This is a genomic window from Mycobacterium ulcerans subsp. shinshuense (assembly GCF_002355775.1).
GTDB classification, from domain to species: domain Bacteria; phylum Actinomycetota; class Actinomycetes; order Mycobacteriales; family Mycobacteriaceae; genus Mycobacterium; species Mycobacterium marinum.
The window spans coordinates 4,356,170-4,377,092 of record NZ_AP017624.1; the positions used below are offsets into that span (position 1 = coordinate 4,356,170).

At 65.4% G+C, this 20,923-nt stretch carries 18 protein-coding genes and 2 pseudogenes; 9 read left to right on the top strand and 11 right to left on the bottom strand.

Translation table 11 applies throughout. The features are described from left to right. Window positions 1-32: 32 nt before the first annotated feature. The gene (locus SHTP_RS19465; RefSeq protein ID WP_096371495.1) at window positions 33-1,823 is read right to left on the bottom strand and encodes a CocE/NonD family hydrolase; all 1,791 of its coding nucleotides are present in this window, start codon (window positions 1,821-1,823) and stop codon (window positions 33-35) included. A gap of 141 nt (window positions 1,824-1,964) precedes the next feature. Between SHTP_RS19465 and SHTP_RS19470 the strand changes: the two genes are divergently transcribed. Beyond that, window positions 1,965-2,612, top strand: coding sequence for a TetR/AcrR family transcriptional regulator (locus SHTP_RS19470; RefSeq protein WP_096371496.1), 648 nt, complete (start codon window positions 1,965-1,967; stop codon window positions 2,610-2,612). Between the two features lie 9 nt (window positions 2,613-2,621). Here the strand turns inward: SHTP_RS19470 and SHTP_RS30045 are convergent, their stop codons facing one another. Continuing rightward, the gene (locus tag SHTP_RS30045; RefSeq protein ID WP_096371497.1) at window positions 2,622-3,134 is read right to left on the bottom strand and encodes a PE family protein; all 513 of its coding nucleotides are present in this window, start codon (window positions 3,132-3,134) and stop codon (window positions 2,622-2,624) included. Between the two features lie 130 nt (window positions 3,135-3,264). After that, window positions 3,265-4,170, bottom strand: coding sequence for a LysR family transcriptional regulator (locus SHTP_RS19480; protein ID WP_096371498.1), 906 nt, complete (start codon window positions 4,168-4,170; stop codon window positions 3,265-3,267). 210 nt (window positions 4,171-4,380) lie between these two features. Here SHTP_RS19480 and SHTP_RS19485 point away from each other — a divergent pair, with 210 nt between their 5' ends. The 5 genes from SHTP_RS19485 (at window position 4,381) to SHTP_RS19505 (ending at window position 10,119) form a co-directional block, all read left to right on the top strand. Beyond that, window positions 4,381-5,589 (top strand): EamA family transporter, encoded by a 1,209-nt coding sequence (locus SHTP_RS19485; protein ID WP_231991804.1) that lies wholly within the window; start codon window positions 4,381-4,383, stop codon window positions 5,587-5,589. Next, a complete protein-coding gene (locus SHTP_RS19490; RefSeq protein WP_231991169.1) occupies window positions 5,528-6,121 on the top strand; it encodes a TMEM175 family protein in 594 nt (197 codons plus the stop codon). The genes SHTP_RS19485 and SHTP_RS19490 overlap by 62 nt, the downstream gene beginning before the upstream one ends. Before the next feature lie 194 nt (window positions 6,122-6,315). Further along, complete coding sequence (locus SHTP_RS19495) at window positions 6,316-7,902, top strand: adenylate/guanylate cyclase domain-containing protein (RefSeq protein WP_096371501.1); 1,587 nt, start codon at window positions 6,316-6,318, stop codon at window positions 7,900-7,902. Window positions 7,903-8,067: 165 nt separating this feature from the next. Next, entirely contained in the window at window positions 8,068-8,409 is a 342-nt protein-coding gene (locus SHTP_RS19500; RefSeq protein WP_011741656.1) for a DUF732 domain-containing protein, read from the top strand. Window positions 8,410-8,616: 207 nt separating this feature from the next. Beyond that, window positions 8,617-10,119 carry a DUF2254 domain-containing protein gene (locus SHTP_RS19505; protein ID WP_420866675.1) on the top strand — a complete coding sequence of 501 codons (1,503 nt, stop codon included), beginning with the start codon at window positions 8,617-8,619 and terminating at the stop codon, window positions 10,117-10,119. 40 nt (window positions 10,120-10,159) lie between these two features. Here the strand turns inward: SHTP_RS19505 and SHTP_RS19510 are convergent, their stop codons facing one another. The 3 genes from SHTP_RS19510 to SHTP_RS19520 all read right to left on the bottom strand — a co-directional run bounded on the left by SHTP_RS19510 (window position 10,160) and on the right by SHTP_RS19520 (window position 12,115). After that, window positions 10,160-10,786, bottom strand: coding sequence for a hypothetical protein (locus tag SHTP_RS19510; protein ID WP_012395703.1), 627 nt, complete (start codon window positions 10,784-10,786; stop codon window positions 10,160-10,162). Between the two features lie 114 nt (window positions 10,787-10,900). Then, window positions 10,901-11,428 carry an Rv2253 family sensor-like surface protein gene (locus SHTP_RS19515; protein ID WP_096371503.1) on the bottom strand — a complete coding sequence of 176 codons (528 nt, stop codon included), beginning with the start codon at window positions 11,426-11,428 and terminating at the stop codon, window positions 10,901-10,903. Window positions 11,429-11,578: 150 nt separating this feature from the next. After that, window positions 11,579-12,115, bottom strand: a complete 537-nt coding sequence (locus SHTP_RS19520; protein WP_020788166.1) for an NUDIX domain-containing protein — start codon at window positions 12,113-12,115, stop codon at window positions 11,579-11,581. 264 nt (window positions 12,116-12,379) lie between these two features. On the opposite strand from SHTP_RS19520, the gene SHTP_RS19525 reads away from it, so the two are divergent. Further along, the gene (locus tag SHTP_RS19525) at window positions 12,380-14,125 is read left to right on the top strand and encodes an NAD-binding protein (protein WP_096371504.1); all 1,746 of its coding nucleotides are present in this window, start codon (window positions 12,380-12,382) and stop codon (window positions 14,123-14,125) included. Window positions 14,126-14,136: 11 nt separating this feature from the next. Here SHTP_RS19525 and SHTP_RS29870 read toward each other — a convergent pair. Both SHTP_RS29870 and SHTP_RS19535 read right to left on the bottom strand, forming a co-directional pair. Then, a pseudogene (locus tag SHTP_RS29870) lies at window positions 14,137-15,537 on the bottom strand (PE family protein); the annotation flags it as partial. 97 nt (window positions 15,538-15,634) lie between these two features. Further along, window positions 15,635-16,522: pseudogene (locus tag SHTP_RS19535) on the bottom strand (LLM class flavin-dependent oxidoreductase). A 39-nt stretch (window positions 16,523-16,561) separates the two neighbouring features. Between SHTP_RS19535 and SHTP_RS19540 the strand changes: the two are divergent. Beyond that, a complete protein-coding gene (locus tag SHTP_RS19540; protein WP_012395709.1) occupies window positions 16,562-16,975 on the top strand; it encodes a VOC family protein in 414 nt (137 codons plus the stop codon). 92 nt (window positions 16,976-17,067) lie between these two features. Next, a complete protein-coding gene (locus SHTP_RS19545; protein WP_096371506.1) occupies window positions 17,068-17,457 on the top strand; it encodes a VOC family protein in 390 nt (129 codons plus the stop codon). Here SHTP_RS19545 and SHTP_RS19550 read toward each other — a convergent pair. The 3 genes from SHTP_RS19550 to cysD all read right to left on the bottom strand — a co-directional run bounded on the left by SHTP_RS19550 (window position 17,454) and on the right by cysD (window position 20,830). Beyond that, the gene (locus SHTP_RS19550) at window positions 17,454-17,939 is read right to left on the bottom strand and encodes an Rrf2 family transcriptional regulator (RefSeq protein WP_096371507.1); all 486 of its coding nucleotides are present in this window, start codon (window positions 17,937-17,939) and stop codon (window positions 17,454-17,456) included. The two genes, SHTP_RS19545 and SHTP_RS19550, sit on opposite strands and share 4 nt — an antisense overlap. A 93-nt stretch (window positions 17,940-18,032) precedes the next feature. Then, window positions 18,033-19,883 (bottom strand): adenylyl-sulfate kinase, encoded by a 1,851-nt coding sequence (cysC, locus tag SHTP_RS19555; protein WP_096371508.1) that lies wholly within the window; start codon window positions 19,881-19,883, stop codon window positions 18,033-18,035. Further along, window positions 19,883-20,830 (bottom strand): sulfate adenylyltransferase subunit CysD, encoded by a 948-nt coding sequence (gene cysD, locus SHTP_RS19560; protein WP_420866615.1) that lies wholly within the window; start codon window positions 20,828-20,830, stop codon window positions 19,883-19,885. The genes cysC and cysD overlap by 1 nt, the downstream gene beginning before the upstream one ends. Window positions 20,831-20,923 lie beyond the last annotated feature (93 nt).

Consider the following 20,923-nt stretch of genomic DNA (forward strand, 5'->3'; position numbering starts at 1 on the left):
CCGAGGGGCTCCCCCGCTGCCCTGGCCGGCAGTCACGACTGCAGCTCCGACGACTGGGCGGGCAACACTGGAAGGTGCAACCGCGAAGAGGAACGGATGGTGTTGCGGCTGCTGGTGCCGACACTGGCGTGCCGGAAGCTCATGATGGCCGGAGTTGCCGGGTCCTGGTCGTCGCTGGTGAAGATCAGCCGAATGCGGCAGCCGGCCTTGAACCGTCGAGCGTTGGCCACCAACGGTATCCGGTAGACGACATCCTCACCGATGGGTACGGCCTCCATTTCGCGGCACGGCAGGATAGGCGCGCCGCGCCGGCTGGCCTTCTCATCGACGCGGCGCATGCTGGCCCGAAGCCACCCGGCTGTGACGTCGGATACGGTGCCGTCTCGGGCAACTTCGTGCAGCGTCGCGATCCACGCGGTGTCCATTGCGGTAGCCGCGGCAACGAGACGCAGTTCGATATCGCCGACTACATCAAGGTCCCGGGTAAGCGGCGCACTGGTCCAGGTGAGCATCGAGGGCGGATCGATCGCGCTGGCGGCGGCCCGATTCAAACCACCGCCGAGGACCAGGTACTCACGAGCGCCCGGCTCACCCTCGTCATCGCCGAGTTGCCCGTCAGCGCGCAGCGCAAATTCCCGGTAGACAACGCCGGGCGGCGGCCACGTCTCGGTGGTCCGCCATCCCTCGGCGCCGGGCAACACGTAGCGGATGGCCGGCCCGGCCAGGATCCCGGTGTCGCGGCTCTTGAGCCAATGGTCAAACCACGCCAACGCCTCGAGATGAAGACTCTCCCACGGCCAGGTCAAGCCGAACTCCCCGAGCATCCCCATCCGGGTAGAGGGCCCGTCCGCCAACGCTTCCCACGCCGCGAAGGTAGACGGAAGGTGCAACGGGACGTTCTGCCAATCGAAACCCAGATATACCGGCACATCGATCCGGTCCAGCAGAGGATTGAGATCGCGTTCGTCCCACCACTCATCGCGGGTGGGATGCTCGACCGCCGCCGAGAGCCACAACAGGTCCCACGGGCGCGGATTGTGATGAATCTTGGTCAATTGACGCAGCATGGTCAGGGCGGCTTCGCCGTTCATGGCCGCAAACTTCTGATGCAGCCGTGGGGTGTTGAGGACCCGCCGGACCAGCCCGACCAGCTTGCCCCGCCACAGCGCGTCGCTTCGTTCCGACGTAATACCCACCATCGTCAGAAACGGACTGACGAACGACGAGCTGAACAGGCCGTGGTGCACGGCAGCCTCGTAGAGGTCAGTGGTCGCCGCCACTGGGAAGATGGCCTTCAGATGCGGTGGCCGCTCCACGGCCGCCTCCAGCTGCGTCATGGCGAAGTAGCTGATGCCGATCATCCCCACGTTGCCGTCACACCAGGGCTGCGCGGCCGCCCACTCCACCAGATCGTGCATGTCACGGCGTTCGGTGGCGTCGAAGAACCCGAAGGTACCCCCCGAACCCCCGGTACCACGCACGTTCGCGATCACGTGGACATAGCCCCGAGGCACCCAGAAATCGGTGACGCCGGCCTCGATGAACCCCATCGGGGCACCGAGATCTTGGATTTGCCGCGGATACGGTGAGGCGGCGATCAAGGCGGGAAAACGGCCCTGCGCATCGGGCCGGTGCACATCGGCCAGCAACACGGTGCCATCCCGCACCGGGATCGCAACATTGTTCTCCCGCATCGTGTTGTATTGCGGCTCACTAATATTGGCGTATTCACGGCCGGTTGCCTGCGGCCCGTTGAGTTGCCGCTCACCCTTGCCCAAGCCGGATGCTTTTTCTAACCGACGAGCACTGCTCTGCACGGCCATGAGGCCTCCCGCCCTGCGGCTTTAGTTTCATCACTCGTTGAGACTATGACCACAGTACTTCCGGGATAATTTCAACGCAAGTGGTAACTTTGTTTGTCGTCGGCCGGCACTGCCGCGCCGTGGGCAGGGGGCAGATTCACGATGGGTGGCAGACGGGTGAAGCCGGGTCCGCGCGACGAGAAGGGCGTACTCGCCGCCCAGATCCTTTTCGTAGCTCGGGATTCCTTCGCTGAAAACGGTTCGGCTGGAACCACTGTCCGCTCGGTTGCGCGGGCCGCCGACGTCGACCCTTCGCTGATCTATCACTATTTCGGTTCAAAGGAAGGGCTGCTCGACGCAGCGACCACGCCACCGCAACGGTGGCTCGACACGGTCGCCGAGACATGGACCACCCCGAAGGCCGACCTGGGCCGCCGGCTCTTGCAGACCCTCCTGGATAGCTGGGCAGACGACGAGATCGGCCCGTCACTGCGGGCCATTTTGTTGACGGCTGCGCATGAGGACGCCACCCGCCTGAAGTTGCGACGCATTGTCGAGAGTTCTTTGATCGGAGTGTCGCAGCTCGACACCGACGAAGATGACCGCCTCACGCGAAGCGGCCTGATCGCCAGTCAATTGATCGGCCTGGCCATGACCCGGTACGTCTGGCAGATCGAGCCAATCGCGTCAATGAGCGATTCCGAAGTCCTCGCGGCGATAACGCCGAACCTGCAGCGCTATATCGACGGCGACCTGCATCCCACGAAGAAGTCGCCCGCCCAACGTCCTCGACGCACACGCAGACCGTGAGTCGCGCGACTAGATCAAAGCCACTTGCCCGGTAAGCACCTGGGTCACCGCCTCGATCATGGCCACAAGAAGCGTGGCGGCGACAGCGCTGAGCAAAATGAAGCCCAGCAGGGCGGGATACAGACTCTCGGGAGCCGAGGTGAGCAGTCCCATCAGCACCGTGCCGGTGACTCGGACTATCTGAGCCTCCACGGCGGTCCCGAACGAACGCACCATCGTCTTCAACCCGTCCAACAGTGAGACCAGCGCCGCATCAATGCCGAAATACGAGGTCGCGCTCGCCGTGAGGTTCTGAACGAACTGCTCATGAAATGCGGCCGCCTGCCCGGCCAGCGTCTGATAGTCCTGGGCGTGGGCGGAGAACAGTTGCGCGATCCCCACCGACACCTCGTCGCCGGCGGCGGGCAGCACCGCAGCGGTTGGGGCCGCCGCCAGGTGCGCCGCACTCAGTGTCGAACCGATAGTCGCCAAATCCGTTGCCGCCGCGGCCATCAACTCCGGCTCTGCTATCACAAACGACATTCCGACCTCCCGGCAAACCAGACAGCCCAGCCATGGGCCGCCGATCCGTCACCGAAATCGTAGGCCGGATTTCGACCACAACGTGGGAAAACCGAATTTCACCTGACCCGCACGAACGCAAGATTGAATTTCAGTCGTATTGATGTTGCGCGTCAAAGCCCTCGGCCAGCGCGGTGCGAAACGCCACCACCGCCGGGTGGGCGGTGCGTGATGTACGGGTCAACGTAAACAACTGGCGTTTCGGCGAAGCGGGCAACGGGGCAAGCCGCACCCCGCGCATCCGGTCTTGGCCGAGCAGGGCGGGCAAGATGGCAACCGCGAGCCCTGCCTGCACCATCTGCAGATGCACCAGCAGATCCACTCCGTCGAAGCGCACATCCGGTTCGAAACCGGCGGCGCGACACACGCTGCGCGCCCACCGGCCGGGCACAGTGGGTTCTGGGTCCAGGGCCCACGACGCGTATTCCAGGTCGGACAGCGTCGTCGCGTCGCTCCAGGGCCCGATCCTCGGCATCGCGAGAAACAGCTCGTCAGTTCGCAGGTCCACGCGATCCAGACTCGGGCTCGGCGGCAGCGGCCCGCCCGGATACTCCTCCCCCAGCACCACATCGAAGGTGCCGGCCAGCAGACCCGAAGTCGCCTCATCAGCCTCGCGCTGCGCGACTTCGACGCGCAGGTCGGGGTAATCGCGAGCCAGCGCATCAAGCACCCTGGGCAGCAGTGAGAGCAGCAACGTCTGAAATGCCGCGACCCGCAACCGACCGGCTACCCGCCCTTGGCTGGCTGCCAGCAGGGCCTCGGCCCGCTCCAAGGTAGCGATCGCCAACCTGGTGTGCTCGACGAGCGCCTCACCCGCATCGGTCAGCCGCACGCCCCGGCCCACGGGTTCGATCAAGGCCATCCCGCATTCGCGCTCGAGCTGCGCCAGCTGCTGTGAGACCGCCGATGGACTGTATGAAACCGCCTTCGCCACCGCGGCCAGCGTGCCCCGTCGCTGCAGTTCGTGCAGCACGACCACCCGCTGCAAATTCAACATCCGCCGACCCCATATTCATCACATTTGCTTACTAGATTAGATCAGAATCATTCGCTGGACTATTCAATCTGGGCCTGACAGGCTCATTGCATGGCGTCACGCACACCGTTGCCCGTTCTCATGATCCTGGGATCGTGCATTTCACTACAGCTGGGCGCGGCGATCGCGACGCCGCTGCTGGCGCACTTCGGCGCCGGGCTCACCACCGGCGTGCGACTGTTGTTTGCCGCCACCTTGCTGATGGCAATCCACCGGCCCCGCGCGTTCGGCTGGGACCGACAACAGTGGAGATCAGCAGCGCTGTTTGCGGTGGCATTGGCGGGCATGAACGGCTTCTTCTTTGCCGCGATCGCCCGCATCCCGCTCGGTGTCGCAGTCACCATCGAGTTCGCTGGACCGCTGATGCTCGCGGCGGCATTCTCCCGCCGCCCACGCGACCTCGGCTGCGTGATGGCGGCCGCGGCCGCCATCGTGGTCCTCAGTTGGGGCGGCTCGAAATCCGCAGCGCTGAGTCCCGATCTGGCGGGCGTAGCCTTCGCCCTCGTCGCGGCATGCTTCTGGGCGCTCTACATCTTGGCCGGCAAACGCATCACCGGTCAGCAAACGGGTCACGGAGCCCTTTCCGTCAGCAAGTTCATTGCAGCCATTGTGGTGCTGCCCTTCGGGATACCCGCCGTACCCACATTGACCGGGCAACCAGAGAAGCTGATCCCCCTGCTGGGGGTCGCGGTGCTGTCGTCGATGCTTCCGTACTCGTTGGAATTCGCGGCGATGCGCCGCTTCAGCGCCCACACATTCGGCGTGCTGCTCAGTCTCGAACCCGTGGTCGCCGGGCTCGCAGGCTGGATATTGCTGGGCCAGACGCTCGGCTGGGTCCGGGGGCTGGCGATGGTTGTGGTTGTCGCCGCATCCATCATCTGCACCCTCAGCCAGCCATCGCCCGCCTCGGAGCCATCTTCCGCGAAGGAACGGACCCCAACACGCGATCGAGCGCAAGGCAGCGCTGTGGGCCGCCCGCTCGCCCGGGTTCGCAACGGGCTTCAAACGGCACAGCGCCGCGAGCCCGTGGCCGGGCGAGCGGGTGTTCCGTCGCCTGCCGCCGAATGGCTGGACGCCGATGTATCCCTAGGAGATTCGGGGCGCTTTGGTGACAAGATCGCCCGAATAAGCCACCGCGCCAACCCAGTCGACGGCGGCCGCGGCGAGAAGGCACCCATTCGGTCGGCGGCCCAGGTTGGACCCCACTTCGGTGCAACCGGCTCAGCCACTAATCATTCGGCCACAGATGTGCCACGTTGGGCAGATGAGCACCATTCGCCTGCTACCCACGTCACGTCTCAAAGCATTCTCCGACGGCGTGTACGCCATCGTCATCACCCTGCTCGTCCTGGACCGGAAGGTGCCGGAATCCAGCAATGACCTTGGCGGGGCGCTGCTGCGGTCCTGGCCGGCCTTTCTCGCCTATCTGGTCAGCTTCGTGTTCATCGGCAGCTCGTGGCTCGCGCACACCAGATTGACCGTTGCGCTGGTGACCGCGGACGAGGTGTTCAACACGATGAACTTGTTGTTGCTGCTCCTGGTCACATTCCTGCCATTCAGCTCCGCCCTGATGTCCCACTATCTCGTCGGACCGGGGCAGCGGCTGGCGGTCGGTTTGTTCGGCGTGAACGTGACGCTGGCGACAGCGGCAAGCGCCGTCCTGGCCAGCTACGGTCGCTACAAGAGCGAGCTGTCCAGCGCGAAGGATCGCGCGACGCTGGCCGAAATTGCCCAGTCGCGTTGGATGTTCAGCGCACTGATGGGTCTATCGGTAGTGGTGGTGCTGCTGCTGCTGCCGAGCGTGGCCGTGGCGTTTTACCTCTTGCTCTCGGCGCTGATGCTGATGCGCCCGCTGCGCATCTTGACGCTCGGCGGCCGACGGCAGGACGATACCGGCGAAAACGGTGCCTAGGCCCCGGCGTCCGGGTCACTGCCATCGCCGCCGTGAGCGGTCCTGGCTGGGCTGGTCGATGGACCCGTCATCATCGACGCGGTAGGGACATCCTCTCGCCGCAACGGCCAAAATGCCACGTTCAGACGCACCTGAATAAACTAAGCTGACGCCACCATGTTGGCCAATGAGACAGTGTGGACTAGGCGGACTCGGTGGTGAAGACGGTGACGCGTCACGACGGCTCGTTATTGGAAAGCCCGGCCTACGGTTCCTGGCTGCTCGGGGATCTGAACGAAAGCCAGCGCGACCGTCGGATCCGCATCCAAGGCATGTTGACTGCTGTCATTGCGGCCACCAACGTCATTGGAATCTGCGTCGGATTGGTACTGGCGACCGTGGCCGCGCCGGCACCACACGTGTTGTCAGACGCCCCCTTGTGGATCACCTTCGCGGTCATGCCGGCCTACGTCGTGATTGCATTTGCCCTTGGCAGCTATTGGCTTACCCGGCGAACCACGCAAATGTTGCGCTGGGCAATCGAGAGACGAGAACCCAGCCCCACCGACCAGCGCAATACGCTACTGGCCCCATTTCGGTTTGTCATCTTTCATTTCCTGGTGTGGGGAACCTTCACCATCCTGCTGACCGCCCTCTACGGCATGGCCAACAGCATGTTCATCCCGAGATTCCTTTTCGCACTGAGCTTTTGCGGTCTTGGTGTCACCACCGCCAGCTATATGTTCACCGAGTTCGCGCTACGCCCGGTGGCAGCCATGGCGTTAGCGGCAGGCCCACCGCTGCTACGTTGGGCCCCGGGGATCAGGGGCCGAACGATAGTCGTCTGGCTCACCGGTTCGGGCGTACCGCTGATTGGCATGGCCCTGGTGGTGATCTTCGATGAATCACTATGGCAAATAAGCCAAGCCGAGTTTTCGATATCGGTCGTGATCGTATCGTCGGCAATGCTGGCGCTTGGCTTGCTGCTGATGTGGATCCTGTCCTGGCTCACCACGACACCGGTCAAGGTGGTGTGCGCGGCACTCAAGCGCGTCGAGATGGGCGATCTGCCGGGCGATTTGGTGGTGTTCGACGGAACCGAACTTGGCCAGCTGCAGCGCGGTTTCAACGCCATGGTCGCCGGGCTGCGCGAGCGTGAACGGGTACGCGATCTGTTCGGCAGGCACGTCGGGCGGGAAGTCGCTGCCGCTGCCGAACGCGAACGCCCCAAGCTGGGCGGGGAGGATCGCCACATCGCGGTCGTCTTCATCGATATCGTCGGCTCCACGCGGCTGGTGACCACTCAGCCTCCCGCCGAAGTGGTCAAACTACTCAACCGGTTCTTCGCGATCGTGGTCGATGAAGTGGACCGCCACCGCGGCCTGGTGAACAAGTTCCTGGGTGACGCCGCACTGGCTGTCTTCGGCGCCCCGAACCGTCTCGAGCAGCCAGAAGACCAGGCGCTGGCCGCCGCGCGTGCCATCGCCCGCCGGCTGGCCGCCGAAGTTCCCGAATGCCAGGCCGGGATCGGGGTGGCGGCAGGTCAAGCCGTCGCCGGCAATGTCGGCGCCAACGAGCGGTTCGAGTACACAGCGATCGGCGAGCCGGTGAACGAGTCGGCCCGACTCTGTGAACTGGCCAAATCGTTCCCCGGCCGGCTACTGGCATCGGCGGAAACACTTGCCGGAGCCAGCGAAAGCGTCAGCGCCCAATGGCGTTTGGGCGACTCGACGCTGCTGCGTGGACTCGGCCAGCCCACGCGGTTAGCGACGCCGATCGAAACCGCCGAGCTAGACGAGTAGTCGCGCTCAGCGACCACGCCCCGATTCCGGCATTACGGGCTCATCCTGCCTGTCCACCCGATGTCTCGATCTCGACAAGAAGTTATTGAGGATTCGTAAAGACGCCGCGCTGATTCTGAGGTCAAGCCAAAGAGCTAACCAATCAAATCAGCAAAGGAGTCCAAAATGTTCACTCGCCGCTTCGCCGCCTCCCTGGCCGGAACCACCCTGACCGCTGCCAGCCTGGGCCTGGCCGCACTCGGCTTCGCCGCCACCGCCACCGCCACCGCAGGCTCAACCGACGACGCCTTCCTGGCCCAGATCCAAGCCGACGGGATCACACCGCCCAGCGCGGCACGCGCCATCAGCGACGCACACGCCGTCTGCACCGCGCTCGACGAAGGCAACTCACCCACCACGGTCATCAACGCGGTCGCCGAGTCGACCGGTCTGAGCTCCAAGGGCGCCAAGACATTCGCGATTGACGCCGCTTCGGCATACTGCCCCGAATACGTCACCTCGAGCTAGCAACAACCACAGTGTGGGGACCCCGGACGACGGGTCCCCACATTCGTCTGCGCCGTCGACCGCAATCCCAACCTCCACCCGCCCAGCGAGCCGGCCGTCACCGTGGGCCGTGCCCCGATTCCAGACCGGGGCACTTTCGCGAAACGAACTGCCGGTGCGCCCCCTCGCTTGCGGCCATATGACTCCGGCAAACCTTCCACGTGAGCTATCGGACGGGTGCATGCTGGATCGGTGAGCGCAAATAGCCTGATCAGCCGCCGCAAAGCGATACTGGACTACCCGCAGGGCACGGTCTGGGTGCTACCGCTAGTCGGCGTGGTGGTCGGCCTGGGATCCGGCGCCATCCTGTCCCTGATTCCCGTCAAGCCTGACTCACTGATCGACAAGTTGATGTTCCAGGGCACGGCCGGCGATGCCCGCGGCGTACTGATCGTGGTGTCCGCCACGATGATTACCACCATCGGAATCGTCTTCTCGCTGACGGTCCTGTCGCTGCAGATCGCATCGAGCCAATTTTCGGTGCGGTTGCTGCGCACCTTCCTGCGGGACATGCCCAACCAAATGGTGCTGGCAATCTTCGCCTGCACCTTCGCCGACAGCACCGGCGGGCTGCACACCGTCGGCCAGCACGCCGACGGGAGCGCGTTCCTTCCCAAGGTCGCGGTCACCGGGTCACTGGCGCTGGCATTCCTCAGTATCGGGGCGCTGATCTACTTCCTGCACCACCTCATGCATTCGATCCAGCTGGACACGATCATGGACAACGTCGGGCAGCGAACACTGGGGCTGATTGACGACTTGTATCCCCGCCCGGACACCCCGGATCGGCGAAGGGAAACACCGCCAACCCCTCCCGCTGAGGCGGTTGCACTGCTGGCCCCGCAATCGGGCTATCTGCAGATCGTCGACACCCACGACATTGTGGCGGCCGCGGCGGCCAGTGGGCACACGGTGCTGCTGGTCACTTTCGTCGGCGACTACGTCACCGCCGGGGGCCTGTTGGGTTGGTGCTGGCGCCGCAGCAGCCCGCCGAGCCCGGCGGGGTCGAACTTTCAGCAGGACTGCCTGCGCCACCTGCACATCGGCTACGAACGCACCCTGCAACAGGACGTTCGGTTTGGCCTGCGCCAGCTGGTTGACATCGCGCTGCGAGCCCTGTCTCCAGCGGTCAACGACCCGTACACGGCAATTCAAGTCGTGCATCACCTTTCGGCCGTGGAGTCGGTGCTGGCGTCCCGTGCGCTGCGAGACACGGTGCGCCGCGATCGCGCCGGGGAGCTGCTGCTGTGGCTGGTCAGACCGGATTTTGCCGCCTATCTGCACGTCGGATGTTCTCAGATCCGCCGCTACGGGGTGCGTGAACCGCTGGTGCTGACAGCGCTGCTACAGCTGTTGAGCGCCGTCGCCCAAAACTGCGCGGACCCCGCGCGCCGGGCCGCCGTGCAGACCCAGATCGCCCTGGTGGTGCGGGCGGCCCAACGTGAATTCGCCGGCGAATCCGACCGGGCCATGGTGCTCGGCGCAGCCGCCCGGGCAACCGAGGTCGTCGACAGACCTGGGACCTTAGCGCCGCCGTCCTCCGCGTTCGGCCAAGTGGCCGCCGCTCGGGCGGCAGCGTCGACGGTCGCGCCAGCCAACGCAGCGTCGTTGGCCAGAGACCCCAGAGACCTGGGCCGCCACAGCGCGGTGCCTCCGGCCAACCGCTCCTAGGCTGACCAACCCCCGATCGGATCAGCGGGGGATCTTGGCGCTACCCAACCGGCGCCCAGTCGCTCCACGAGTTGCCGAAGTCGAGCGCGACCAACGATGACCGGTCCACGTTGACGATCTCGCGGAAATGATCTTGCCACCCCCACCACGCGCTGACGAAGAACACATGATCAAACCAGCTGAGCTGGTAATCGGGGGGAATCACTTCGCCCTTGTTCTCCGGGGCAAACACCGCGATGGCCAACAGCCCCAGGATGGCAGTTTTCGGTAGCTGGATCTTCCCGTCACTGGCGACCCGTAGTGCCGCACTCCCGTTCACGTACGGAGATACTTCGAACCCGGTAGCCGATTCCTCATCGTGTCCGTGCAACCAACGGTGAATCCCGTACAGGACGTCCGCGATGTCAGGGCGCATCTCGGGCGTCAGGTCCGATCTCACCGCAACCGGAAAGCGCGTATTTTCCAGGTCGACCCCGGGGGTGGCCATCACACCGTAAATGTCGACCGCATCTCGGATCACCCGCCGAAAGCGCGTGCCGGCGCCGAGCGAGGGATAGCGCTTCCTGCTGGTGTCATCCACGGCGTTACATGCGTGAAGCATCGCCACATCCCACATTTTGCGGTCCCACTGTTCGAGCGACTGCTTGACTGATGCACCGACGGTCATGCCGAAAAGGGTATCGGCCGCCGGCAGTTACCCCGATATTGCACCCACCCCACGCCCATTACCGTGTCGCCGCTGATGGCGAATCACTGCCCACACCGATGGGCAGCGACGTCCTCACGATCCAGCGGGAAGCGCCGCTACCGGCATTTGCACCGTGCCCTGGCAGGGGCCGCCGACAATGTCGGTGTGCCAGGTGCCGCGCAGCGACCCGTCCGGCTGAGGCGCGTAATAGGCCCACGACCTCGCCGGTGCCCACACTTTGGCAGCGCCTTCACCCATGTAGCAGTCCCATTGAAAGTCGAAGCGTTCCACCCACTTGGCCCCATTCCAGAAGTAGCGGGACGGCTGGGGCAAGGTCGGATTCTTCGGGGTAGGCCCGTTGGTGGCGGTGGCAACGCACTGTTCGGCCGAACAAGCGGTGGCAAAGACGTAGTCGGCGCTAAACGTTGGTTCCATCTGGCTGGCGGCCATGCTGGTGCCGGCTTTTTGTTCGGCGTAGCGCACGAGCGAGTATTTCCCGTTCCACATGGGCATGGCGGCGTGTGCCGGAGTCGACGGTGGCGCGAACATCGCGGCCGCGATGCCGCCGAGCACCCCTAACACCTGAAGGCGAAGCCTCGATCGCGCACGCATCGTGTCCATGGTGCGGCTTGCAGGACGCGGTGCGATCTCAGCGGGGACACGATCGTGTGCAACAACTACGGCCGGATGGGTGGGGCACGCACGCGACAACTCCGATCGCGTTGGCGCAACGAGGTTGCGCTGCCAGCCCGCCAGACGCCGGCGGCAGGACTATCCCCGATGCAGCAGGAACATGCCGTAGGCGGCGATCGACTGGGAGTCGACGATCCCTCCGGTGCGGATCATCTGCTCGACTTCGTCGCGCGCAAACCACGCACTGCGCATGTCCTGTTCTTCGTGCTCGCGCTCCGACTCCCCCTCGGTTATTCCGGTAGCCAGGAACACCCAACCGCGCTGGCTGGTCAGTCCCGGGGCGGTATCGAGCTGACCGAGCGACACAAACGACGCCGCTCGTAGTCCGGTCTCCTCGCGCAGTTCGCGCGCCGCCAGCTCGGCCGGCTCGACGTCGGACAAGTCGGGAGCGGTCCCTTGCGGAAACTCCCACCGCCGCGCACCGACGGGATAGCGGAACTGCTCGACCAATCGGAATCGGTTCCCGTCGTGCGCGATCACAAGCGCATAGGCCGGTTTGTCCACCACGCCGTAGATGCCGGGACTGCCGTCCGGGCGTCGAATGTCGTCCTCACGGAGCACCATCCAGCGGTTGCGGTAGATCTCCCGGGAAGCGACGGGTTCGATGAAGGGCACACAGCCAGTATCACTACCGACACTCGTGGCGCCGGCAACCGCATCGGGTGGGCCCCAGGCGGGGTCGAGGACACACCATCGTCGCCGATCCGGCGGCGCCGGCAAACCCGTTGCGCCCGTCTCTCGGCGACGGTTGCGGTTGCGCAAGCCGTGCGGGCTGGTTGAAATCTGTACGGTGCGCATAAGTGAGCGCGAACAGCGAACACCAACAAAGGTGGGTGTACCTATGCCGAACGATCCCGGACCACGGCGAGACCTGTGAGCATGCGGCGTCACATCATCGTCAGCGGCGACGACGCGCTAGCGAACACCATTGTCGAGGAGCTGAACAGCGCCGGCGTCACCATCCTCAAGCTGGCCAGCGACGAGGTCAATGACGCCCAGCTCGCTCAGGCCATCGCGGTCATCTGCGCCGGCGACGACGACGCGCGAAACCTCGAAATCGCATTGTTGGCAAGAAGAGCCGACCCGCACGTACGAGTGGTGGCCCGACTGGCCAACGATGTGCTGCGTGAGGCGATGGCCGCTGACAACGGTCCGGGAGCGATCCTTGACGTTGCCGATCTTGCCGCGCCATCGGTCGTCGAGGCGTGTCTGGCCCGCACCGTGCACCCGTTCGAGGCCGCCGGCATCGAGTTCGTCGTCTGGCGCGCGGAGGCGCCGCGGGATGCGACCCTGCGCGAGATCTACGGCGATCTGGCCCCGGTGGCGGTGGTCCGGGGAAAAAACTCGCCCACCCCCGGTGAGGTGTTGACCTGCCCGGGGCGCGACCTGCGGGTCCATGCCGGCGACGAGACGGCGATGGTCGGCACCGCCGAAGACTTGGCCGCCCGCGGCATCAAGGTTCCCCGACCGACCTCGACGCGTTTTCGTCTGCTGCGGCTTCGGCAGATCTCCGATGCGGCACGCGCGCTGCGCAACGACGTCAACCCGATGTTCTTCAAGGCTTTGGCCGCGATGGCGACGCTGCTGGCCGTATCGACGACCTTGTTGCGCTTTGCCTACCGCCACCCTCCGGGGATGACGTGGCTCGATGCGCTCTACTTCAGCACCGAGACCATCGCGACGGTGGGCTATGGCGACTTCAGCTTCTCCCACCAGCACCCCTGGATGCGAGTATTCAGCATTACGTTGATGTTCGCCGGTGTGACCACCACCGCCATCCTGGTGGCATTCATCGCCGACCTGCTGCTGTCGCGCCGCTTCACCCGCGCGGCGGGCCGGCGGCGGGTACGCCAGCTGCGCAACCACGTGATCGTCGTCGGACTGGGTTCATTCGGCATCCGGGTGGTCAGGGATCTGATCGCCGCCGGTTACGACGTCGCGGTCACTGAGCTCGACGAGAACAGCCGCTTTCTGGAGTCGGCGGCCGAGCTGGACGTGCCCGTCATCTTCGGCGACGCGACGCTGCCGCAAACGCTGGAATCGGCTTGCATCGCCCACGCCCGCGCGATGGCGGTACTGACGCAAGACGACATGGTCAATATCGAGACCGGGATCGTGCTGCGGGAAATGTTGGGCGCGGTGAAAGCCAATCGTCGCGATATCCCGCTTGTCCTGCGCGTCTATGACCGTGAGCTGGGAGGCGCGGTTGCCCAGCGGTTTGACTTCGAGAGCGTGCGCTCCACTGTCGAATTGGCCGCGCCCTGGTTCATTGGCGCCGCGATGGGGTTGCAGGTGCTGGGCACGTTCTCGGTAGGACAAAGCTCATTCATGGTGGGCGGGATGCACGTGTCAGCGCAAAGCGAACTCGATGGTCTGTCAATGCGTGAGCTTGTCACCGGAACCCGCGTCATTGCGATCACCCGCCCCGACGAGCCGCCACAGTTACATCCGCGCCGCGACACCCGGCTGCGAGCCGGAGACACCGCCTATCTCGTCGGCCCGTATCGCGAACTGTTGGCGACGTTGCGCAAGGAACAGCCTCCCCAGCAGCCCGCCAGCGGCGATGGGCACTGGCCAGAAGTGGCGACGGTCGACAACGTTGGCCCGCTGGACCGGCCGAACTGAACCGGCTCTCACCCCGATGCGCCGGTAGCGCCGGGAGTACCGGACAGCGTTCCGCCGGCCCCGCCAACCCCGCCGTCGCCGGGCGGCGCGCTGTTGCCGCCGGGCGCCCCCGCTCCACCGTCGCCGCCGTTGCCGATCAGCCTGGCATCGCCACCGCGCCCGCCGGACCCGCCAGTGCCACCGATCGTCCCGAATCCGTTCCCGCCGGATCCGCCGGCACCGCCGCCGCCGCCGTCGCCATAGAGCCACCCTCCGGTACCACCCGCCCCGCCATCGCCGCCGGACCCACCTGGCCCCACGAAACTGCTGAGGTGTAGCCCGCCGTCGCCACCAGCACTTCCCGCGCCGCCGGCACCCACCAGCAGGCCGCCCGCGCCTCCGCCGCCGCCGTTGCCGCCAGCCTCACCCAAGATGCCCAACCCGGCCCCGCCGTTCCCGCCGGCGCCGCCGGCGCCCACCAGTCCGGCTGCCCCGCCGCCACCACCAGCTCCGCCGGCGCCGCCCACCCCGCCGTCCCCACCGAATCCGCCGGTCCCGCCGTCGCCATAGAGCAGCCCACCGTGGCCTCCGGCGCCGCCAGCGCCACCGGCGAAGTGCGAACTGGCAGGACCGCTTGTCGCACCCGCACCACCGGTCCCGCCAGATCCGCCGGCGCCGAGCAGCCCGGCGTCCCCGCCTGCGCCACCGGCTCCGCCGTTGCCGCCTTTGGCGAACCCGCCGTCACCACCCGTGCCGCCACTGCCGTACAACCAGCCGCCATGGCCACCATGGCCACCGGCTCCACCGGGACCGAGACCGGTGGCGGCTCCTCCGAAGCCGCCGTTGCCACCGGCACCGAACAACCAGCCCCCGTTGCCTCCGGCGCCCCCGGCCGCACCGCCGCCGCCGGCGCCACCGAAGCCGCCGTTGCCGATCAGCCCGGCGTCCCCGCCGGCACCCCCGGCCACCCCGGTGTTTGTGCCCGCCGCACCGCTACCGCCGTTGCCGTACAGCAGTCCCCCAGCCCCGCCGCCTTGCCCGGGTGCCGTCCCATCGGCGCCGTCGCCGATCAGAGGACGTCCCAGTAGCGCCTGGGTGGGCGCATTGAGCACGCCAAGCAGGTCTTGCTCGAGGGTTTGCAGTGGCGAGGCGTTGGCCGCATCGGCGGCCGCATAGGCGCCGCCGGAAAGGTTCAGCGCCCGCACGAACTGGGTATGAAACGTGCTCGCCGCGGTGCTGAGCGCCTGATAGGCCTGCGCATGGCCGGCGAACAACGCCGCGATTGCCGTGGACACGTCGTCTGCGCCGGCGGCCAGTATCCCCGTCGTCGGGAGCGCCGCGGCCACGTTGGCAACGCTGAGAGCCGCACCGATGCTGTCCAATTCCGTTGCCGCCAGCGCTAACTCGTCCGGTACAGCAATGAAATAAGACATTGCTAGCCTCCTGGCTGCGCCGCCGCGAGCAACAACAGCGTATCGCCGCGCACCCGCGACAGCCAGGGTCTACCTGACGTGTTCGCCGACCCAGGACTCAGGCCGCACCGAACCTCGTCACCACATCGATTGCCCGACGAAGTTGCTCGACGTCCGAAGACGTCGGGATGAGCTGGACTTCGTCGGTGCCGATCTCTTCGAACCGTCGCAGCACGGCAAGCAGCTCGTCTTCGCTGCCCGCCCAGCCCGTCGTGGGCGCCATCGCATCGACGTACTCGGCCGGGATTCAATTCATGTAGCGCCGCAGATGCCGATGCACCTGTGCGCGCGCGTCGGCCTGCGGCCCGAAAGCGAACCAGAACGACGTCGCCAGGTGCGGCTTGGGCTTGCCCGCCTGCGCCCACGCGGCCCGCGCGACGTCGAATAGCTCATTTTGCTTGGCGACGTCGAGGTCCAGGGTGGTACCCGCTAGACCGTCGGCCCAGGGTGCGGCGCTGCGCAGGGTCTTGGGCCCGATGGTGCCGACCAGCAGTGGCGGGCCTCCCGGCTGGACCGGTAGGGGTCCGACGGGCCGCACCGACTCGCTGATCTGCTCACCCGCCCACACCCGCTTCATGACTGCCACCCGCGTTGCCATTCCGCCCATCGTCTGGGTCTTGGGGTCGGCCCCGACGGCGAGGTAGTCCTCACGCCTACCTCCCACCCCGATTCCCACGGTCAACCTCCCACCGCTCAACATGTCGCCGGTGGCCAGCGCTTTGGCCAGCATGACCGGGTCATGCAACTGCGGCACAATAACGGTCGTCACCAACCGCACCCGATCGGTCCAGGCGGCCAATGCCCCGAGCAGGGTCGAGCTGTCGGGGTTGTCGAATGCGATCCGCTCGCCCCAGCACAGCGCGGAGCACGGGCCTTCGTCGACGGCACGCGCCCAGGTCTTTAGCACATTCGCGTCCAGATCGGGCTCCATTACCGGCATCGTCATAGCTATCTGCACAATCGCGATTCTGGCAGCATGGGACGGATTGGTGTATCGAGCACATCAATCGGGCACGTCCGGCTCACCGTTACCGACATCGAGCGATCGCGGCGGTTTTACGAGAGCGTCTTCGAGTGGCCCGTGCTGATCGAGCTTCCCGCGAACGCCGACGAGGCAACACGGCGCCAGCTGGCGTTTCTGTACGGCGGGGTGATCTACGACCTCGGCGGGGCATTACTGGGGTTGCGCCCGGTCGCCAATGACAGCTTCAACGAGAATCGAGTCGGCCTGGACCACATCGCCTTCCGAGTGGGCAGCATCGACGAACTAAATAGTGCGGCAGCGCATCTGGATGACCTCGGCATTGCGCACGAGCCCGTCAAGGACATTGGTCCGTCCTACATCCTGGAGTTCCGCGATCCCGACAACATCGCTCTGGAACTCACCGCACCCAAGTAGCCGGCCGGGCGGCTTGCGAGCGTGCGCGAAATGTCAGCGTTAACGGCGTGTCGAGGTGCCGACACGCACGCTCGGCACGGACAGGGGTAACGATGGCCATCAGCTTCAACCACACCATTGTCGCGTCACACGACAAGCGAAAATCCGCGGAGTTTCTGGCAGAGCTGTTGGGTCTGCCGAGTCCAGTGACATTCGGCCCCTTCCTGGTGGTCGCGCTCGAGCACGACGCCAGCCTCGACTTCGCGGATGTGCCCGAGGACGTGGAGATTCACCCCCAGCACTATGCGTTCCTCGTCTCCGAGCAGGAATTCACTGAGATCTACGGCAAGATCTCCTCGCGCGGCTTGCCGCACTGGGCAGACCCGGGTGCCCGACGTCCCGGCGAAATCAACCACCGCGATGGGGGTCGTGGGGTGTATTTCCCCGACCCGGCCGGGCACTCGATTGAGATCCTCACCCGACCGTACGGCTCAGGCTCCTAGTCGCCGCTGCGCGCCGAGCCGTGCCGCTCGAACTCCTGCGCCCGGTAGGCGTCGGCGAGTTTCGCGACGTGTCCGGGCAGCGCCCCCGTGGCGACATCGGCCAGCGTCGTCTCTTCCAACACTGATCGCATGCTGGCGCGCAGGGCCCGCCAGACATCGGTCAGCACCGTGGTGGGCCCGGAGTAGGGCAGGTCGCCCAGCCCGATGTCACGAACGCTGGCCAGGGGCCCGTCGATGCAGCGCAGCACGTCGGCGATGCTGATGTCGGTCCCGGGACGCGCCAGTTCATAGCCACCGTCGCGCCCGCGGTGGCTGCGTACCAGGCGGTCGGTCCGCAGGTTGGTCAGGATGTCGACGAGGAACTGCGGCGGTATGCCTTGAGCCTGCGCCAGGTCCTCGGTCTTGATCACCGTCCCGCTGTCGGCTGTCGCAAGTTGGACCATCGCGCGCACCGCATATTCCGCTTTGGCCGACATCCGCATGCTCAGGATTGTGCCATCCGCCCCCGGTTACCAGACGCGACGCCAGATGTTGCTGCAAAGAGCCGGGGAATCCGGCCCGCCGAGGCGACCGAACTAGGGCCGCAGCTCGAGCAAGTCGATGACGTCTTGCGCTTGCTGGTCGAGGCTACGTGCCGGCGTGAGGCGCAGGTCAGGATGCTTCGGGCGCTGGTAGGGGCTGTCTATCCCGGTGAAATGGGTGATCTCACCCGCACGCGCCTTCGCATACAGACCTTTGGGATCGCGCCGCTCGCAGTCGGCCAGCGGGGTGTCACAGAACACCTCGACGAAGTCGAATCCGGCGTCGGTGTGCACCTTGCGAGCTAACTCACGATGCTCGGCCAGCGGGCTGATCGCCGGAACCAAGACGACATGACCACAATCTGCGAGCAGCACCGCGACATGGGCCAGCCGACGCAGGTTCTCCGCGCGATCGGCCATGCTGAAGCCCAAGTCCGCGTTCAATCCGTGTCGTAGGTTGTCGCCGTCCAGGACGTACGCGGCGACGCCTTCTTCTAGCAGCTTGCGCTCGACAAGCATGGCCACCGACGACTTGCCGGCACCCGACAGGCCGGTGAGCCAGACGGTCCTGCCCCGCGGCCGCTCCGTCGTGGTGACCAGCGACTGGTGGCGCACCGTGTTCGGACTCGGTGTGTGGGTCGAGACGTCGCGCAACACCATGCCCGCCGCGACCGTACCGTTGGTGTCCGGGTCAATGAGAATGAAAGAACCCGTGCTCGAGTTTCGGGTGTATTCGTCGAGCAACAGCGGCACCTGGGTACGCAGCGAAATGCGACCAAGTTCGTTGAGCTTCAGTGCAGTTGCCGTCTTGTCGCGATGCAGGGTGTTGACATCAAGCCGGTAGTCCAGCGCGGTGACCCTTGCGCGGGTGGTCCGGGTGGTGTGCTTGATGACGTAGTCACGCCCTGGCTCCAACACCCCCGAATCCGCCATCCAACACACGGTTGCGTCGAAGTCCTGCGCGACTCTGGGCTGGTTGTTGGTTCGGGCAATCATGTCGCCACGCGAGATGTCGATCTCGTCGGCCAGGCTCAGCGAGACGGCCATCGGCGGAAATGCTTCCGGCACCGGACCGTTGGGGCCATCGATCGCGATAATCCGGGTCGCCTTGCCGATCGGCAGGACAACGACCTCATCCCCTGGGCGCATCACCCCACTGGCGACGGTGCCCGCGTAGCTGCGATGGTCCTGGTGCTCCAAGGTGTGCGGCCGGATGACGTACTGAACCGGGAATCGCACGTCAACCAGGTTGCGGTCACCGGCGATGTAGACCTCTTCGAGATGGGGCAGCAGTGAGGGCCCTTCGTACCACGGCGTCTGGTCCGATTTGGTCACCACGTTGTCGCCATGCAACGCCGACATCGGGATGGAGGTGACGTCTTGCACATCCAGGCGGGCGGCAAAGGCGTGGAACTCGTCGCGAATCGCCTCGAATTTTGCCTTGTCCCAACCGATCAGGTCCATTTTGTTGACGGCGAGGACAAGGTGACGAATGCCCAGCAGCGATGCCAGGAAGGCGTGCCGGCGTGATTGTTCCAGCAGGCCGTGCCGGGCATCGACCAACACGATCACCAGCTGCGCGGTGGACGCACCGGTAACCATGTTGCGGGTGTACTGGATGTGCCCCGGGGTGTCGGCGATGATGAATTTCCGCTTCGGAGTAGCGAAATAGCGGTAGGCGACATCGATGGTGATGCCCTGCTCACGCTCGGCCCGCAGGCCATCGGTGACCAGCGCGAGGTCGGTGTATTCGTGACCACGTTCCTTTGAGGTCTGTTCCACCGAGGCCCACTGGTCTTCCATCACGGCCTTGGAGTCATACAACAGGCGCCCGATCAGCGTGGACTTACCGTCGTCGACGGAGCCGGCGGTTGCCAGGCGCAACAGCGTGGTGGATGCGGACATCAGAAATACCCCTGCCGTTTGCGGTCTTCCATTCCAGACTCGGAAATGCGGTCGTCGGCCCTGGTCGCCCCCCGCTCGGTGAGCCGCGCCACGGCGGTCTCCGCGATGACCTCCGCAACGGTTGCGGCCTCCGATTCCACACATCCGGTGCACGTCACGTCCCCGACGGTGCGGAACCTCACCGTCGCCTCGAACACCGGCTCGTCCGCGCCGGGCTGCATGTGCCGATTGACGGCCAACAGCATGCCGTCTCGCTTGAACACCTTGCGCCGATGCGCAAAGTAGATCGACGGCAGCGTGATGTGCTCGGCGCCGATGTAGGACCAGATGTCGAACTCGGTCCAGTTGGACAGCGGGAACACCCGGATGTGCTCGCCTTTGTGGTGGCGTCCGTTGTAGAGATTCCACAGCTCCGGCCGCTGCGCCTTGGGGTCCCACTGGCCGAACTCGTCGCGGAAACTGAACACCCGCTCCTTCGCGCGCGCCTTCTCCTCATCGCGGCGGGCACCCCCGAACGCCGCGTCGAACCGGTTCTCCCGGATGGCACGCAGCAGCGTCATGGTCTGCATCGGGTTGCGCGACGGGAAGGTCTCGACGACCCGTCCGGCGTCGATGTCGTCCTGCACCGATGCCACCACCAACCGCACTCCTGACGCTGCGACCAGCTCGTCGCGGGTCGCGATGACCTCGTCAAAGTTCTGGCCGGTATCCACGTGCATCACCGGGAACGGCAGCCGCCCAGGACGAAACGCCTTGATGGCCAGGTGCAGCATCACGATGGAGTCCTTGCCGCCGGAAAACAGCAGCACCGGACGTTCGAACTCGGCGGCCACCTCACGAATGATGTGCATCGCCTCGGCTTCCAGCGAGCGCAGATGACTCAATTCGTACTGGCCGACGGCGGGGCCCGTTGTTACACCACTGGTGGTCATGGCTTCACCTAACATGCAAAATCAGAAACTCAATACCTGATAATTCTGGTAGAACTGACCACATTTTTTGCTATTGTTACCTATGGAACCAGTCCTGCCCTGCCGCTG